The organism is Frankia sp. R82, from assembly GCF_023716925.1.
GTDB lineage: Bacteria > Actinomycetota > Actinomycetes > Frankiales > Frankiaceae > Frankia.
This window is the reverse complement of record NZ_JAMQQG010000007.1, coordinates 56297-71432: the sequence shown is the minus strand read 5'-3', so window position 1 is coordinate 71432 and position 15136 is coordinate 56297. Positions and strand designations below refer to the sequence as shown.

Genomic DNA, 15136 nt, shown 5'->3' with positions numbered 1-15136 from the left:
GTTGGGGTGGCGGCCGCGGGTGGGGTTCGAGGAGCTGGTCGCGATGATGGTCGACAACGACCTCGCCCTCGAGTCCGAATCGTCCGACAAGGCTCTGACGATCAGGTGACCTTCTCCCCCGGGCGCCCGGCGCCACCGGCCACCCCCACGGGGGTGAAGCGGTCGCAGGCGGGGGTGAAGCGGGCCCGTCCGAGGTTGTCCCCGCTGGTCCGCGGGGCAGGACGCCCGCGTGGGTTGCCGGAGAGCCGTCTGCTGTCGCCTGGCCGTCCGCCGACGGAGAGCATCGTGATGACCCGTCACGCTCCTGCCTCGCCGGCCAGTGACGCCGGGCCGGCGGTGTCTGCCGGGCCGCTGGCCTGTGGTGCCGGGCCGGCTGCTGATCGTCCGGGGCTGACGGGCGCGGACACCCGGTTGGGTGGGGCACTGCGCGGGGCCGTCCCGCTCGCCGCGGCCGGGCTGATGGCGAACGTCGCGAACCTCGGCGTCACCCTGGTCATCGCCCGGCAGATGAGCACCCGCTCGTACGGTGCGGTCGCCCAGCTCATCGCGGTCTTCTTCGTCGTGTCGATGCCCGGCAGCGCCCTGCTGGTCGGCGTGGTGCGTCGAGTAACGATCTGGCAGCACGCCGGCCGCCACGACCTGTTGGACGGTTGGGTGCGCCGCATTCGCCGGGCCGGGGTGGCGACCGTGCTGGTGGTCGCGGTGCTCGCCGTCGCGGGGCGGGGCACGGTGGCCCACGAGCTGTCCCTGCCGGGCTCCGGCGGGATCGCCGAGATCATCATCGCCGGGGCGGCATGGTGCCTGCTGTGCATCGACCGTGGCCTGCTGCAGTGCGCCCGGCTCTACGGCGCGCTGGCCACAAACCTGCTGGTGGACGCCACGATCAAGACCGCGGTCACGATCGGGCTGGTCCTTGCGGGCCTGGCCGAGACCGGCGCGGCCCTCGGTGTGCTGTGCGGCGTGTGCGCCGCGCTGCTGCACACCCGCCGCGCCCTGGCCCGCCACCCGCAGGCTCTGGGCATCACCCGACCCGACGGCCCCGCCTCCCCCGTGGACGACCCCGGTACCCCCGGACCGGCACCGCCCGCGGTGGATCCGGGCCCGGCGCCGGTGGCGGGGGTGCCGTCCCGGCGGCTGGCCGTGGAGGTCGGGGCGGCGCTGGTCGCACTCGGGCTGTTGGCCGTGCTGCAGAACGTCGACGTCCTGATGCAGGGACGGCTGGCGCCGGGCCGGTCGGGGTCGTACGCGGCGGTGTCCGTGGCCAGCAAGGTCCTGGTGCTGGCCGCGGTCGTGCTGGCCGGCTTCCTGCTACCGGAGGCGGCCGATCGGCGCCATCTCGGACAGCACGCCCTGCATCAACTGGGTGCAACGATCGCAATACTGCTGGTGCCGGCGGCGGGGCTGCTCACGGCCGCGCTCGTCGCACCCGACACACTGCTTGCGCTGGCCTTCGGGCCCCGCTTCACCGACGCCTCCGGCGCGCTGTTCCCTCTGGCCGCGGCGATGACCTGTCTCGGAGCTACCGTGCTGTTCACCCACTACCTGCTCGCTCTCGGCGAGCGCGGTGTCCTGCTGGCCCTGGGGCTTGCGGTCGCCGTCACCGTCCCACTGCTGTGGTGGGCGGACGGTGACCCGGCCGCGACCGCCCGGGCAGATCTCGCCTGCCAGGCGGTCCTCGCCGTGGTCACCGGCCTGTCGGTGCTGGCCGCGGCCCGCCGCACGGCCCGGCAGTCGACCGGCCGGCCCACCGGACGGACGGTGCAGGCATGACCACCTCGAGTAATGGGCGCGGCCCGAACACGACCATCCCGCCGACCCCGGCGCGTCTGCTGCTGCCGTCCGCCGGTGGGGTCGGCCCGCAGGTGGCGCCGAACCTGCTGAGCTCGCAGGTCGGTGCGCCGGGCATCGAGGCGGTGGTGCCCCGCCCGCCGAGCCTCGAGGAACTGGTCGAGACCTCGGGGATGCGGCGGGTGCACATGCTGGCCTGGCGGGACCTGGACGACCCCGAGTCCGGCGGTTCGGAGCTGCACGCCGACAAGGTGGCCGAGCGCTGGGCGCAGGCCGGCATCGACGTGAGCCTGCGCACGGCGATGGCCCCCGGGTGCCCCGAGTCCGTCCAGCGCAACGGGTACTCGGTGGTGCGCAAGGCGGGACGCTACTCGGTGTTCCCCCGCACGGCGCTGTCCGGCGCGCTGGGACGCACCGGGCCCTGGGACGGCCTGGTCGAGATCTGGAACGGGATGCCGTTCTTCTCCCCGATGTGGGCCCGCTGCCCCCGGGTGGTGTTCCTGCATCACGTGCACGCCGAGATGTGGCGCATGGTGCTCTCGCCGAAACTCGCCCGGGTCGGCGAGACGGTCGAGTTCAAGGTCGCCCCGCCGATGTACCGGCGGACCCGGATCCTCACCCTGTCCCAGTCGTCCCGACACGAGATCATCGATCTGCTCGGCCTGCCGCCGCGCAACATCACCGTGGTGCCGCCGGGCATCGACCCGGCCTACACCCCCGCCGGGGAGCGCTCACCGCATCCGCTGGTGCTCTCGGTCGGACGGCTCGTGCCGGTGAAGCGGTTCGACGTCCTCATCGACGCGCTGCTGCGGGCCCGGGCGGACCATCCGACGATGGAGGCGGTGATCGTCGGCGAGGGCTATGAGCGACCCGAGCTCGAAAAGAAGATCGCCGCCGCGGGTGCGGGGCGGTGGCTGCGCCTGGTCGGCCGGGTCGACGACGCCGAACTGCTCGCGCTCTACCGGCGTGCCTGGGTGTTGACCTCGGCCTCCGCCCGAGAGGGTTGGGGCATGACGATCACCGAGGCAGCGGCGTGTGGCGTCCCCTCCGTGGCCACCAGGATCGCCGGGCACACCGACGCGGTCATCGACGGCGAGACCGGGCTGCTGGTGGAACCCGCCGACCTTGGCCGCACACTCGCCGGCGTGCTCACCGACCGTGAGCTGCATGGGCGGCTCGCCGCCGGAGCCCTCGCCCACGCCGCGACCTTCACCTGGGCAGAGACAGCCCGTGCCACCTTCGCCGCCCTGGTCCGCGAGGCTGCCCGCCAGCACCGGGCCGACGGTGCCGCCGCCGGCCGGCGCCGGTGAACCTGCCGACACACTCGTGAGCCTGACCACCTCGTCCGGCGCCACCGGCTCGCCCGGTGGCCACGGGCCGGACGCCCACTCCGCGCCGGCCGACCACGCCGACCAGACCACCGACTCCACCCAGACCACCGATGGCGCGCTGCCGGCCGACGGTTCGCTGCCGGCCGACGGTGCCGCGTCCGCCGGTCGGCGCGGTCTGGCGAGACGGGTCTGGCCGTCCGGGCGGTTCTGGCCGTCCTGGCCGACGGTGGTGCTCGCCGCGCTGGCCTATCTGCCGCTGCTGGCCACGGCGCCAGGCAAGATCGGCGCGGACACCAAGGCCTACCTGTACCTCGACCCGGGTCGGATGCTGCGCCGCGCGGTCTCCATGTGGGACCCGGCGATCGGCATGGGCACGGTCACCCACCAGAACATCGGCTACCTGTACCCGCAGGGCCTGTTCTACTGGGTGGCCCAGGTCGTCGGGCTGCCCGACTGGGTGGCCCAGCGGCTGTGGACCGGCTCGATCCTGTTCGGCGCGGGCGCCGGGGTGCTGTTCCTGCTGCGGTCGTTCCGCTGGCCGGACCGGTTCGCCTTCGTCGCCGCGCTCGGCTACATGCTCTCCCCCTACGTGCTCGAGTACGAGGCGCGGATCTCGGCCATCCTGCTGCCGTACGCGGGGCTGGGCTGGCTGATCGGCATCACGGTGCGTGGGCTGCGCGAGGCCGAACCCGGCCGGGCCGGCTGGCGGCCGACCGGATGGCGCTTCCCGGCGGCGTTCGCCCTGGTCGTCACGACGATCGGCAGCATCAACGCGTCCAGCCTGATCTTCATTCTGTTCGCCCCGCTGCTGTGGGTGCCGTTCGCCGTCTGGGGCACCCGGGAGGTGCGCCCGGGTGCGGCCATCGGGATGTGCGCCCGGGCGGTGCTCGCGATCTGTGTCACCTCGGCCTGGTGGATGGCGGGCCTCTACGTCCAGGCCGGCTACGGGCTGAACGTGCTCGCCTTCACCGAGACGATCGAGACGGTGGCGAGCAGTTCGCAGGCCTCGGAGGTGCTGCGCGGCCTGGGTAACTGGTTCTTCTACGGCCAGGACGCACTGGGGCCGTGGATCGGCCCGGCGACCCGGTACACGCAGACCCTGTGGCTGATCGTGGTCAGCTTCATGCTGCCGGTTCTCGCGCTGGTCGCGGCTTCTGCCATCCGTTGGGGGCAGCGCGGCTACTTCGTGACGCTGATCCTGCTGGGCACGACGATCGCTGTCGGCGTCTACCCCTATGACGATCCCTCGCCGTGGGGTCGGCTGTTCAAGGACTTCGCGGAGGGGTCGACGGCGGGACTTGCGCTGCGCTCGCTGCCACGCGCGGTGCCGATGGTGGCCCTCGGCCTGTCGGTGCTGCTCGCCGGCGGTCTCGCGGCGCTCGAGCAGCGCTGCGCCGCCGGCCGGGCGGCGAGTGGCCGGGCGGCGAGTCGGTGGCGCCCGGCCGTGCCGCAGGTCGCGTTCTCCGCCGTGGTCGTCCTGACCGTGGTGAACATGCTGCCGCTGTTCCAGGGGCAGTTCGTCGACCGGCTGCTGGTGCGGCCCGAGAACGTCCCGTCCTATGAAACGGAACTGGCGAACGCGCTGGACGCCAAGGGGGGCGACGCCCGCGTGCTGGAACTGCCCGGCGCCGACTTCTCCCACTATCGCTGGGGCAGCACCCTCGACCCGGTCACCGAAGGTCTGATGGACCGGCCGCTGGTCGTGCGGGAACTGATCCCCTACGGTGAGGCGGGCAGCGTCGACCTGGTCCGGGCGCTCGACCGCCGGTTGCAGGAGGGCGTGCTCGAGACCGCCGCCATCCCCGACCTCGCCCGGCTCATCGGTGCCGGGGACGTGGTGCTGCGCAGCAACCTGGCCTACGAGCGCTACCGCACCCCCCGACCACGGACCACCTGGGACCTGTTCACCTCGAAGATCCCCGCGGGCCTCGGCACCCCGACGACCTACGGACCGCCGGTGGCCGAGGATCCGGGCATCCCGTTCACCGACGAGATCACGCTCGGCACCGGGACCACGGTGCCCGACCCCCCGGCCCTGGCCGACTTCCCCGTCTCGGGCACCAGCGCGACGGTGCGCACCGCCAGCACCTCCCGTCCCCTGCTCGTCAGCGGCAACGCGGAGGCACTCGTCGACGCCGCCGCCTCGGGCCTGCTCGCCGGCCCGATCGCACAGCACCGGGCGATCCTGTACGCACCCGAACTCGCCGCCCATCCCCAGGAGCTCAGGCAGGCCCTGGACGACGGCGCCGATCTGCTGGTCTCCGACACCAACCGGCTGCGGGCCGAACGGTGGACGGGAGTACGGGAGAACTTCGGCTATGTGGAACAGCCCGGCGTCGCCCCGCTGACCCGGGACCCGAACGACAACCGGCTGGACCTGTTCCCCGGCGAGACGACGGCCGACGAGACGACGATGTCGCTGACCGCACCCGGCACCCCGGCGCGGGTCGCGGCGGTCACCGCGTCGAACTACGGCAACACGTTCTCCTATGCACCCTGGGACCGGCCGACCCGCGGCATCGACGGTGACCTCGCCACCGCCTGGCGGGTCGGCGCCTTCACCGACCCGACCGGTGAGCAGTGGCAGGCCACCCTCTCCACGCCGACCACCACCGACCACCTCCGCCTCGTCCAGCCACTGACCGGGCCGCGCAACCGGTGGATCACCCGGGCGACGCTGACGTTCGACGGCGGCAGTCCGGTCACCGTCGACCTCGACCCGTCCTCGCGCACCGCGGCCGGCCAGACCATCACCTTCCCCGCCCGGACGTTTCGCACCCTGCACATCCGGGTGGACGGCACGAACACCGGCCGCCAGCGCACCTACGACGGCGTGTCCGCGGTCGGCTTCGCCGAGGTGGACATTCCCGGGGCCGACGGGAAGGCGCTGACGGCCGACGAGGTGCTGCGGATGCCCAGCGACACCCTCACCGCGGCCGGCGCCTCGTCGATCGGGCACCGGCTCGCCCTGCAGATGTCGCGGGACCGCGCCAACCCGGCGGAGCCGTTCAAGTCCGACACCGAGTCGGTGATCGCCCGCTCCTTCGACCTGCCGACCACGCGGACGTTCGCCCTCACCGGCACCGCCCGCGTCTCCGCCTACGCCGCGGACGCCGTCATCGACCAGACCCTGGGCCGCCCGTCGACCCTGCCGGTGGTCACCTCGTCCGGCCGGCTGCCCGGCGCCGTCGCGGACCGTGCCTCCAGCGCGTTCGACGGCGATCCGGCCACCGTGTGGAGCCCCGGGATCGGGGATCAGGCCGGCTCGTGGATCCAGGTGGCCTCGCCGTCGCCGGTCACCGCGCAGACGGTGACGATGTCGATGGTCGCGGACGGTCGGCACTCGGTGCCGACCCGGATCGGCGTGATCGTCGACGGTCGCACCGTCGGGTCGGTCACCGTGCCGCCGGTCAGCGACACGAGCCAGCGAGGCGGCACCCGGCAGGTCGCCCTGTCCTTCCCCGCCACCACCGGCAGCACCTGGCGGTTCGTCGTCGAGGACACCCGCACGGTGAAAAGCCTCGACCCGATCAGCCGCTCCTCGCTGGCGATGCCCGTCGGCATCGCCGAGATCGGCCTGCCCGGCCTGCCCGGCCTGCCCGCAACCGGCGCTGGCGCGGCCTCCGGCACGGCCGCTGCGCCGGGGGGCACGACCGCCCTGCTGCCCGCGCAGCTGCCCGGGACCTGCCGCTACGACCTGCTCAGCGTGGACGGTCAGCCGATCGGCGTGCGGGTTGACGGCTCCAGCGCGGACGCGGTGAACCGCCTCGGCCTGCGGGTGTCGACCTGCGGTGGCGCCATCACGCTCGGTCCCGGCCAGCACGTGGTCCGCACCGGCGACGGCGCGGGACTCGGCCTTGACCTCGACCGGCTGTTGTTCGCCTCCGACTCCGGCGGCGGCCCGTGGCTGGGCGCCGGCGACACCGGGGCCGAGACCGACGGGCAGAGCGTGACCGCTCCCCAGGGCGCCGCCGAGCCGCAGGTCAGCGTTCAGTCGACGACAGCCACCTCGTACCGGGCCACCGTCACCGGGGCGAGTCCGGGCACGCCGTTCTGGCTGGTACTCGGTCAGAGCCTCTCCCCTGGCTGGCACGCGACCGTGAACGGGTCGGATGCCGGCGCGCCGCGTCTGATCGACGGCTACGCCAACGGCTGGCGGATCGCCCCGACCGCCAGCACCTTCACCGTGACCATCACCTGGGCGCCACAGCGGATCGTCCGATATTGCCTGGTGCTGTCCGCGGTGACCATCGTGTTCTTCCTCGCCCTGCTGGTGATCACCACGCGCCGGCGGCAACGGCGGGGGCTGGACACCCGTCCGTCCCGCCCCGACCTGCCCACGCTGGATCCGTGGCAGGCCGAGACGTCCGGCCGGGTCGAGCTGCGCACGGCCCTGGCCGCGGCGGTCGGCGCCGGCGCCCTGTCCACTCTGCTCGTGTCGCTGCCGGCGGGTCTGGTGGTGGCGTGCGCGACCATGGTGGCGCTGCTCGTCCCACGCGGGCGCTGGCTGACCCGGATCGGGCCGGCGGTGTGTCTTGGCGTGAGCGCGCTGTACGTGCTCGAGGTGCAGGACCGCCATGCGCTGCCGACGAACGGCGACTGGGTGTCCTCCTTCGGGCGGGTCGCGATGGTGTCCTGGCTGACGGTGCTGCTGTTGGCCGCGGATCAGCTGGTGACCGTTCTGCAGGGCCGGCGCCGCCCTGCGCCCTGACAGCGGCGCTCGACCTACCCGCCATGCACGCAGCGTGGTTGCCGAAGCGGCCTTTTCCTGACATAAGAGACTGCCGCGACGCCTGACCCGCGAGTCTCGATACAGAGAGTAATATTGATCTTGCTTTCTGCCTACTATCCCCCCGTCAACGGCTGGCCGTCACCGGCGCACGCATACCGATGACCGACTGCAGCAGGCGGGGGAATGACACCGACGACACACGCAACACCGCCCATGGGGCGCCACCGGCGGGAAACCAGCGGACGGGGCCGTCACCAGCACCGGACCATACATACGGGGAGTTCGTCAGGAAGAAGCCACCGCCGTCAGCGACGCGGCCTACGGGCCTGGATTATGCCCGTCGTCCTCTGCCTCACACCGCTGTTCCTGCTCGGTGGGGCCCTCAACCCGGCGTACGCCGTGTTCCTGCAGAACGGGACGGCCGAGGACACCAGCGGCCAGGTCAGCTACGTGAATCTGTGGACCAGATGCAGCGGGTGCCCGCCGACCACCGAAGACAACAGCTACCACTATTCGGTGGCCGCCGGGGCGACCGCCGCAATCCGGTTCACCGGCTCCCAGATCGACATCTACGGCATCCGCTCACCCCAGGGCGGAGTGATCACCGTCAGCATCGACGGAAACACTCCGTATGCAGTGAACACCTATGGCACGTCCCTGTCCCGGGCGTTGTTCTACCGCTCCTCGACACTGCCGGCGGGCGCGCACACCGCCTTCGTCGTGAACGTCGGGCGTTCCATCAGCCCGTCCACCGGAACCTGGGTCGGCATCGATCGGGCGGACAGCTTCCGCGAGGTCCTCGAAGGCCCCGCTGCTCCCCCGCACCCCTCGGGCCTGCCCTGGTTCTCCGGCGTCAACGGGGACCCAGTCCAGCAGCCCTCGGACATCAACGCGTTCTGCGCCAACCGGGGTAGCCCCTGCGACCTGTCACAGGTGTTCGTCAGCCGCGACAGCTGGCAGAACATGGTCGAGCCGTCCTGGACGGAGCAGAACTTCGCCGGCTGGCCGGGCCGGCTGGTCATCTCCGTCCCGCCGTTCCCGGAGAACGTCGGCGCGTCCTTGCAGACCTGCGCCACCGGCGCGTACGACGACCACTGGCGGCGGTTCGGTCAGACCCTGAACGAAACCGGCCGGCAGGACTCCATCATCCGCATCGCCTGGGAGGCCAACGGAAACTGGTACCAGTGGTCGGGCAGCAATCCGACCGCCTACGTGAACTGCTGGCGGCACATCGCCAACGCCATCCGGTCGACCGCCAGCCCCGATCCACTGCTCGACTGGTCCATCAACGCGCACTACTCGCAGAACCCGGCGAGCCACAACCCGCTGGACCTCTACCCGGGTGACCCGTACGTCGACATCATCGGCATCGACGCCTACGACCACTACCCGCCGTCGCGCACCCAGGCGGAGTTCGACAAGCAGGCCAACGAGACCGGCGGCATCACCTGGCTGTACAACTTCGCCCGGCAGCACGGAAAACTGTTCGGCGTCGGCGAGTGGGGTGTCGTCAGCGGCAACGACGACAACGGCGCCGGTGACAATCCGAACTACATCCAGTTCATGTGGAACTGGTTCCGGGAACGCGCCGGCAAGGGCTTCTACTACGAGAACTACTTCAACACCTGTGAGCCGCCGAACGTGGGCTCGAACCTCTTCCGCCCCAATGATCCGTCACACTGTGTGTTCCAGAACCCCCAGGCCGCGGTGCGCTACTCGCAGCTCTGGTAACCGGTAACACCCGATTCACCCACCCGGCGGGGACGCGATCTCCCGCGTCCCCGCCGCCAGCGGTTCCGGCTGGTGCGACGAGCCCGGCAGTCCCGGCGGGCCCGGTTCGCCGAGCAGCAGGTCGGCCAGGCGTTCCAGCTCGGCCGGCGGGTCGTCGGTGAGGCCGGTGTGCACCGGCGACGTCTGGATGATCGTGCTCCGTGGCGCCGTCAGCCAGCGAAACCGCTCCCCCGGTCCCGGCCGACCGGCCGGTCCCGCGGCCGTCCCGCCCGCACAGACCGCGGCGAACGCGCCCAGGTGGGCCACGACCGAGCCGAGGTCCAGATACGGATCAAGCAGGGTGACGCGGGGTGCGTCCAGCCGGCAGCGCAGGTCCAGAAACCGCGACCGCTGGCAGTACAGCACCACCCCGACGTTGAGGAACTCGCCGCGTTCCACCCGCGGCACCAACCGGATCACCGCGTATTCGAACAGCTCAGGCATCGCCGCGCCCGCCGGGCTGCCTGGGCCGCGCCCCGCCGGTGCGCAGCCAGTCCCCGGCCCGCAACCAGTCTGGCCGCCCCGACCGCCCCGACCGCCCTGACTGCTCTGACCGCTCTGACCTGCCGGCGTCTTCGGGCTTCGCGGCTCGTCCGGCCTCGTCGACGGACCCGAGCGCCGCGATCACCGCGTCCCGCCAGGCGCCCCGTGCCGCGACCCGGGCGAGCAGCCACTGCACGTAACGCTGCGGTGGCACCGCCAGCCAGTCGTCGGGCACCCGCTCAAGCACCGCGGTGAGCAACGCCTCTTCCACCCGTTCGGCGAGCTCGGCGTCTGCCTGCGCGAACGCCTCCGGCCGGGCGGCAACCGCCGTCAACAGCACATGATCGTCCACGCCGGGCAGGCTCCGAGCGATGGCCCTGTCCGCACTCGCCCAGTCATGATGCGGATACAGCGCCGCCCCATGATCGATCAGCCAGAGGCCACCGCCCCACACCAGCAGGTTCGGATTGCGCCACGACCGATCCACGTTGAGTGTCAGCGCGTCCAGCCACAGCACCCGCGCGGCGAGCTCGGGGGCCACGAGAAAGGCCAGCGGATCGTAGGTGATCGACCCGGGCAGGTAGTCCGATCCGAGGTTGGCCCCGGCGCTGGCACGCAGCAGGTCCTGGACCTCCTGGTCGGGTTCGGTCCGCCCGAGCTGCGGATCGACGTCGACGACGACGATCTCCGGGACGGGCAGGCCCAGCTCCCGGGCCAGCTCCCCGACGACCACCTCGGCAACGAGTGCTGCCCGCCCCTGCCCGGCACCGCGGAACTTCACCACCCAGGTGCCGAGGTCATCGCCCTCCATCAGCCCGGGCAGGCTCCCGCCCTCACGCAGCGCAGCCGCGTACCGCACCGCGGCGACCTGTCGCAACCCCACGCGCCCCTGCATTCCGCTGACCCGCCAGTTCTCCCGATCCGTGGCGGTTACCCTACCGGCCGACCCGAAGCAACCAGGATCGCCTCAGCCCAACGGCTGGCCCCGGGCCAGAAAATCCTCCACCAGCCTGATGTGCCGGTGGTCCTTCTCCCGGTTCAACCGCCTTTTGGACCTGAGGACGGTCGGTAGATCGAGGAAGCGCAGGCCGCAGATGATATCCGCCTCCTCGATCAGGGTGTCGACATTCCAGTCGAACCATCGGTCCAGTACCTGGATCTGACCATCAAAGAACAGGATCTGACGGGCCGGCCGTATCGGTGCGGGCCCCACCTCGCCTCGTAGCCAGGCCAGCCGCCAGGCCGGACCGCGGGCCACGACGTCCAGATCTCCGATCGAGTCGATCAGACCATGTGCCAGCAGCGGCCCACTGCCGGCAATCACAAAGTCGCCGGCGGGCAGGCCCAGCGAGAAGAGGTGCCGGAAAAGTGGCTGACTCGGCATCCGACGGTCCGCCCACCCACCGCGATGTGCACACCGGTCCGATCCGGCCCGCACCGCCATCACGCGCCGGCGGCCCGGGGCGCCGGGGCGACCGACACCGACCCGGGAAAGGGACCCCAGGGCTGCCAGTCGGTGTCCACGCAGGAAAGCTCCGCCCGCAGCGCATCAAGATCCCGGATGGCCACGGCCCGGTAGCCGGTGGACAGTACTCCGCGCTGCCGCAGGTCCCGCAGCACCTTGTGCACGGTCGGCTCGGCGGCCCCCACCAGGGCCGCCAACTCGGGCTGGGCCAAAGGAACAACGATGGGCTGGTAGCGGTCAACCGTGGTGGTCTCATACAGCTGGCCCAGTTCAAGCAGAACACGCACCACCCGAAGCGCGACCGAATAGCCGGCGAACTCGACCCGGCGTCTCGTCGCCGACCGGAACTTCGCCCCGATGGTGCCGCTCACCACCTGATGCACCTGCGGCCGGTGACGAAGATAGGCAAGGAACACCTCGGCCGGCAGTACCCTGGCACTCACCGGGCCGGCCGCGACCACCGTGGCCAGCCGAGGAGCGGCGTCCATCGCGGCGAGCTCACCGACCAGATCGCCGCTGCGGCGAATCGCGAGCAGAGCGACCTGGCCGTTCTCGCTTCCTCCGACGACCTTCGCCCATCCGCTCAGCACAACAGCGACGAATCTGGTCCGGTCGCCCTCTCGCATCAGCGTCGTTGCGTCGGAAAAAACACGATGAGCTCCAAGCTGGAGAAATTCAGCCCGACTGGCCGCTGAAATCTGACCGAGAAAGCTTTCCGCCGGCCAGCCAGGCTCATGTCCTGCCGGTACTTTTTCCTGCGCCATCCCAGCCCCCGTCACTCGCGAGGTCAACGGCGAACAAAGCCGGAACGTCTTCCGGAGGATGCCAGCCTACCGACGCATTCCCGTCCGTGGACCGCGTTCGTACATCCGGGGACAAGTCCGTACGCCTGTCGCCCCCAACCGCCGCGGTTCAGACCCGGTGCGGCATGAGGGCGTTGGCGGGGATGACGCCGAGGCGCCCCGCCTGGTAGTCCTCGAAGGCTTGGACCAGTTCCGCACGGGTGTTCATGACGAACGGTCCGTGCTGCTCGACATGCTCGCGGATCGGACGCCCGCCGAGCAGCAGCACCTCCAGCTGCGGGCTGGACCCGTCCTGCCGCTCGGCCGCGGCGACACTGACCAGGTCACCGGCACCGAACACGGCCAGCTGACCGTGTTCGATCGCCGTGCGCGCCGGCCCAACCGAGCCCCGGCCGCCGAGCACATAGGCGAGTGCGTTGAATTCCGGGTTCCACGGGACGTGCACGGCTGCGCCGGGACTCACCGTGAGGTGCACGACCGAGATCGGAGTGTGCGTCGAACCCGGCCCGCGCCGATCTCCGACCTCACCCGCGATCACCCGCACCAGGGCGCCGCCGTCCGGGGACGCGAGCAGCGTCACCTGGCCACCCTCGATGCTCTGGTAGCGCGGCGCGGTGAACTTGTCCTTCGCCGGCAGGTTCACCCACAGCTGCACCCCATGGAACAGCCCACCGCTTTCCACCAGGGCCGCCGGCGGTGTCTCGATGTGCAGGATCCCGGCACCCGCAGTCATCCACTGCGTCGCACCATCGGTGATCACACCACCACCGCCGTGCGAGTCCTGGTGCTGGAAAGTCCCGTCGATCATATAGGTGACGGTCTCGAAGCCACGATGCGGATGCCACGGCGTCCCCTTGGGCTCACCGGGTGCGTAGTCGATCTCGCCCATCTCATCCATCATGATGAACGGGTCCAGCTCGTCGCGGCGTGCCCCGACGAACGCCCGGCGCACCGGGAATCCCTCACCCTCGAACCCGCTCACCGCGGTCGTGATCTTCCGCACCGGACGGTCGACGACCCCGTGGCCAGGCGTGGCCAGCCGCGGCAGGTGGATGGTATCGGCGGTCACGGCAGGCATGACGTCCTCCAGGTCGGTCTCACAGGTGCGGCTGCGGCCTGCGACCGCGGCCAGGTAGTTGCATCTGCAATTACCTGGCTCGGACAACCGCCAACCCCCGCAGATTCTTCCCACTCACCAACCACACCGAGCTACCTGCCGGCACGCGAACAGGCCGACCATCATCGGGGACAGGAGAGCAACCGACCCGTGAGCAGAACCCCACGGATGCCACGGATGCCAGAAAAGGCCACACAGGCGCTGGGGTGGGTGACGGGACTTGAACCCGCGACCACCGGGACCACAACCCGGTGCTCTACCAGCTGAGCTACACCCACCATGTACGGCGTGGCGCCGAGGGCGTCTCACCGTGCACAGGCATCATACCGGGCGCAGAGGCCACATGGACGGGTGGGGCACCGGCAACGACTGTCTCAGCCGGCGTTCGCGTCGGCGGCATCGGTCCGGCCGGCGGCAAGCCCCGCCTGGGCGGCCTCGGTCCGGGCGCGGACGTCGGCGGCGATGGTGCGGGCCTGGTCTGTACCGGGGCCCGGTGCGGGGACAAACAGCGCCTCCCGGTAGTAGCGCAGCTCCTCGATGCTCTCCTGGATGTCGGCAAGCGCCCGGTGACCGCCGCGCTTGACCGGAGCGGCGTAATAGGTCCGGATGTACCATCGTCGAGCGAGTTCCTTGATCGACGAAACGTCGATCATTCGGTAGTGCAGGTGGGTGTCCAGCGCTGGCATGTACCGGGCGAGGAAGGTCCGGTCGGTGGCGATCGAGTTGCCACACAGCGGCGCCCGGCGAACCTCCGGCACCCGCTCACGGACATAGTCGAGCACCAGTTTCTCCGCCTCGGCCAGCGTCAGCGTGGACGCGCGGACAGCGGCGGTCAGGCCGGACGTCTGGTGCATGTCGCGGACGACGGGAACCATGGCGTCGAGCGCCTCGTCCGGCGCGGCCAGCACCAGGTCGATACCCTCGTCGATCACATTGAGTTCACTGTCTGTCACAAGACAGGCAACTTCCAGCAACAGGTCCGACGTCGCGTCGAGGCCCGTCATCTCGCAGTCGATCCACACCAGACGATCCATCCCGCTGACACTAAGGTCTTCGGACGGCCCCGTCACGCGCCCGGGCAGGCGATCAACCGGACACACCGGTCTGATTACTGACCGTGAAGGAGATGGAGATCGTCATGCCGGGCTCCCGGACCGGGACCGCGGCCAGTGTGTACTGGCCGTTAGCGACACCGCGGGTCTGCCAGCCCTGATCCGATCCGGGGGCGAACACGTACGGCGGGCCGCCGAGGTTGATCTCGTAGGGTTCGATGGGTCCGTTCAGCACCCAGGTGAGGGGCCCGGAATAGGTGAATGACTCGACCTCGATCCGCTTGAAGCCGGAGATCGGCTCGTTCGGCTGGATGCCCACGAAGGCGAGTGTCGGCCCGGGGCTGGGCGCAAGCGCGGCGCGGGTCGACGGAAGGTCCACAACGCCCGTGGTCGGTGAGACGGTGGCGCGGTCCTCATCAGCTCGAGAGACGTCCTTGTTGTACCCGAAGACCAGGGCTGGCATGAGCACCAGCGCCGCGCAGAACAGCGCAAGGCCGATCCAGCCATGCTTGAGGGCATCCACCTCGTTCGGGTCCCTTCGCCGCGCCGGCATGGGGATCCGATGACTCTAGCGGGCCGCTGGGCCACGACGAGC

The 15136-nt window shown here is 70.9% G+C and carries 12 protein-coding genes and 1 tRNA gene; 4 read left to right on the top strand and 9 right to left on the bottom strand.

Features of this window, described 5'->3' with window-relative positions; all coding sequences use genetic code 11:
• Positions 1-101 precede the first annotated feature (101 nt).
• Positions 102-284, bottom strand: a complete 183-nt coding sequence (locus tag ND747_RS03145; protein WP_251731611.1) for a hypothetical protein — start codon at positions 282-284, stop codon at positions 102-104.
• A 4-nt stretch (positions 285-288) separates the two neighbouring features.
• Between ND747_RS03145 and ND747_RS03140 the strand changes: the two genes are divergently transcribed.
• From ND747_RS03140 to ND747_RS03125, 4 genes are all read left to right on the top strand, one after another.
• The gene (locus ND747_RS03140; RefSeq protein WP_251731609.1) at positions 289-1770 is read left to right on the top strand and encodes a hypothetical protein; all 1482 of its coding nucleotides are present in this window, start codon (positions 289-291) and stop codon (positions 1768-1770) included.
• Positions 1767-3098, top strand: a complete 1332-nt coding sequence (locus ND747_RS03135) for a glycosyltransferase family 4 protein (protein ID WP_251731608.1) — start codon at positions 1767-1769, stop codon at positions 3096-3098. The genes ND747_RS03140 and ND747_RS03135 overlap by 4 nt, the downstream gene beginning before the upstream one ends.
• A gap of 16 nt (positions 3099-3114) precedes the next feature.
• Complete coding sequence (locus ND747_RS03130; RefSeq protein ID WP_251731607.1) at positions 3115-7830, top strand: alpha-(1->3)-arabinofuranosyltransferase family protein; 4716 nt, start codon at positions 3115-3117, stop codon at positions 7828-7830.
• 354 nt (positions 7831-8184) lie between these two features.
• On the top strand, positions 8185-9582 hold the full coding sequence (locus ND747_RS03125) for a glycoside hydrolase family 26 protein (protein WP_251731605.1): 1398 nt from the start codon (positions 8185-8187) through the stop codon (positions 9580-9582).
• A gap of 15 nt (positions 9583-9597) precedes the next feature.
• Here ND747_RS03125 and ND747_RS03120 read toward each other — a convergent pair whose 3' ends face one another.
• From ND747_RS03120 to ND747_RS03085, 8 genes are all read right to left on the bottom strand, one after another.
• On the bottom strand, positions 9598-10065 hold the full coding sequence (locus ND747_RS03120; protein WP_251731603.1) for a DUF3037 domain-containing protein: 468 nt from the start codon (positions 10063-10065) through the stop codon (positions 9598-9600).
• Entirely contained in the window at positions 10058-10981 is a 924-nt protein-coding gene (locus ND747_RS03115) for a HipA family kinase (RefSeq protein ID WP_374216130.1), read from the bottom strand. Before ND747_RS03115 ends, ND747_RS03120 begins: the two co-directional genes overlap by 8 nt.
• A gap of 90 nt (positions 10982-11071) precedes the next feature.
• Entirely contained in the window at positions 11072-11488 is a 417-nt protein-coding gene (locus tag ND747_RS03110) for a hypothetical protein (RefSeq protein ID WP_251731600.1), read from the bottom strand.
• Positions 11489-11547: 59 nt separating this feature from the next.
• Complete coding sequence (locus ND747_RS03105) at positions 11548-12333, bottom strand: Crp/Fnr family transcriptional regulator (protein ID WP_285899891.1); 786 nt, start codon at positions 12331-12333, stop codon at positions 11548-11550.
• A gap of 148 nt (positions 12334-12481) precedes the next feature.
• A complete protein-coding gene (locus ND747_RS03100) occupies positions 12482-13450 on the bottom strand; it encodes a pirin family protein (protein ID WP_251731596.1) in 969 nt (322 codons plus the stop codon).
• Between the two features lie 241 nt (positions 13451-13691).
• A tRNA-His gene (locus ND747_RS03095) sits at positions 13692-13767 on the bottom strand.
• A gap of 96 nt (positions 13768-13863) precedes the next feature.
• Positions 13864-14523, bottom strand: a complete 660-nt coding sequence (gene orn / locus ND747_RS03090; protein WP_251731594.1) for an oligoribonuclease — start codon at positions 14521-14523, stop codon at positions 13864-13866.
• A 52-nt stretch (positions 14524-14575) separates the two neighbouring features.
• Positions 14576-15064 (bottom strand): hypothetical protein, encoded by a 489-nt coding sequence (locus ND747_RS03085; protein ID WP_251731592.1) that lies wholly within the window; start codon positions 15062-15064, stop codon positions 14576-14578.
• Between the last annotated feature and the right edge of the window lie 72 nt (positions 15065-15136).

What these genes read in the sequence shown, in the direction of transcription:
- ND747_RS03145 (WP_251731611.1), bottom strand. Translation starts at nt 284, where the DNA reads ATGCTCTCCGTCGGCGGACGGCCAGGCGACAGCAGACGGCTCTCCGGC.
- ND747_RS03140 (WP_251731609.1), top strand. Translation starts at nt 289, where the DNA reads ATGACCCGTCACGCTCCTGCCTCGCCGGCCAGTGACGCCGGGCCGGCG.
- ND747_RS03135 (WP_251731608.1), top strand. Translation starts at nt 1,767, where the DNA reads ATGACCACCTCGAGTAATGGGCGCGGCCCGAACACGACCATCCCGCCG.
- ND747_RS03125 (WP_251731605.1), top strand. Translation starts at nt 8,185, where the DNA reads ATGCCCGTCGTCCTCTGCCTCACACCGCTGTTCCTGCTCGGTGGGGCC.
- ND747_RS03120 (WP_251731603.1), bottom strand. Translation starts at nt 10,065, where the DNA reads ATGCCTGAGCTGTTCGAATACGCGGTGATCCGGTTGGTGCCGCGGGTG.
- ND747_RS03110 (WP_251731600.1), bottom strand. Translation starts at nt 11,488, where the DNA reads ATGCCGAGTCAGCCACTTTTCCGGCACCTCTTCTCGCTGGGCCTGCCC.
- ND747_RS03105 (WP_285899891.1), bottom strand. Translation starts at nt 12,333, where the DNA reads ATGGCGCAGGAAAAAGTACCGGCAGGACATGAGCCTGGCTGGCCGGCG.
- ND747_RS03100 (WP_251731596.1), bottom strand. Translation starts at nt 13,450, where the DNA reads ATGCCTGCCGTGACCGCCGATACCATCCACCTGCCGCGGCTGGCCACG.
- orn (WP_251731594.1), bottom strand. Translation starts at nt 14,523, where the DNA reads ATGGATCGTCTGGTGTGGATCGACTGCGAGATGACGGGCCTCGACGCG.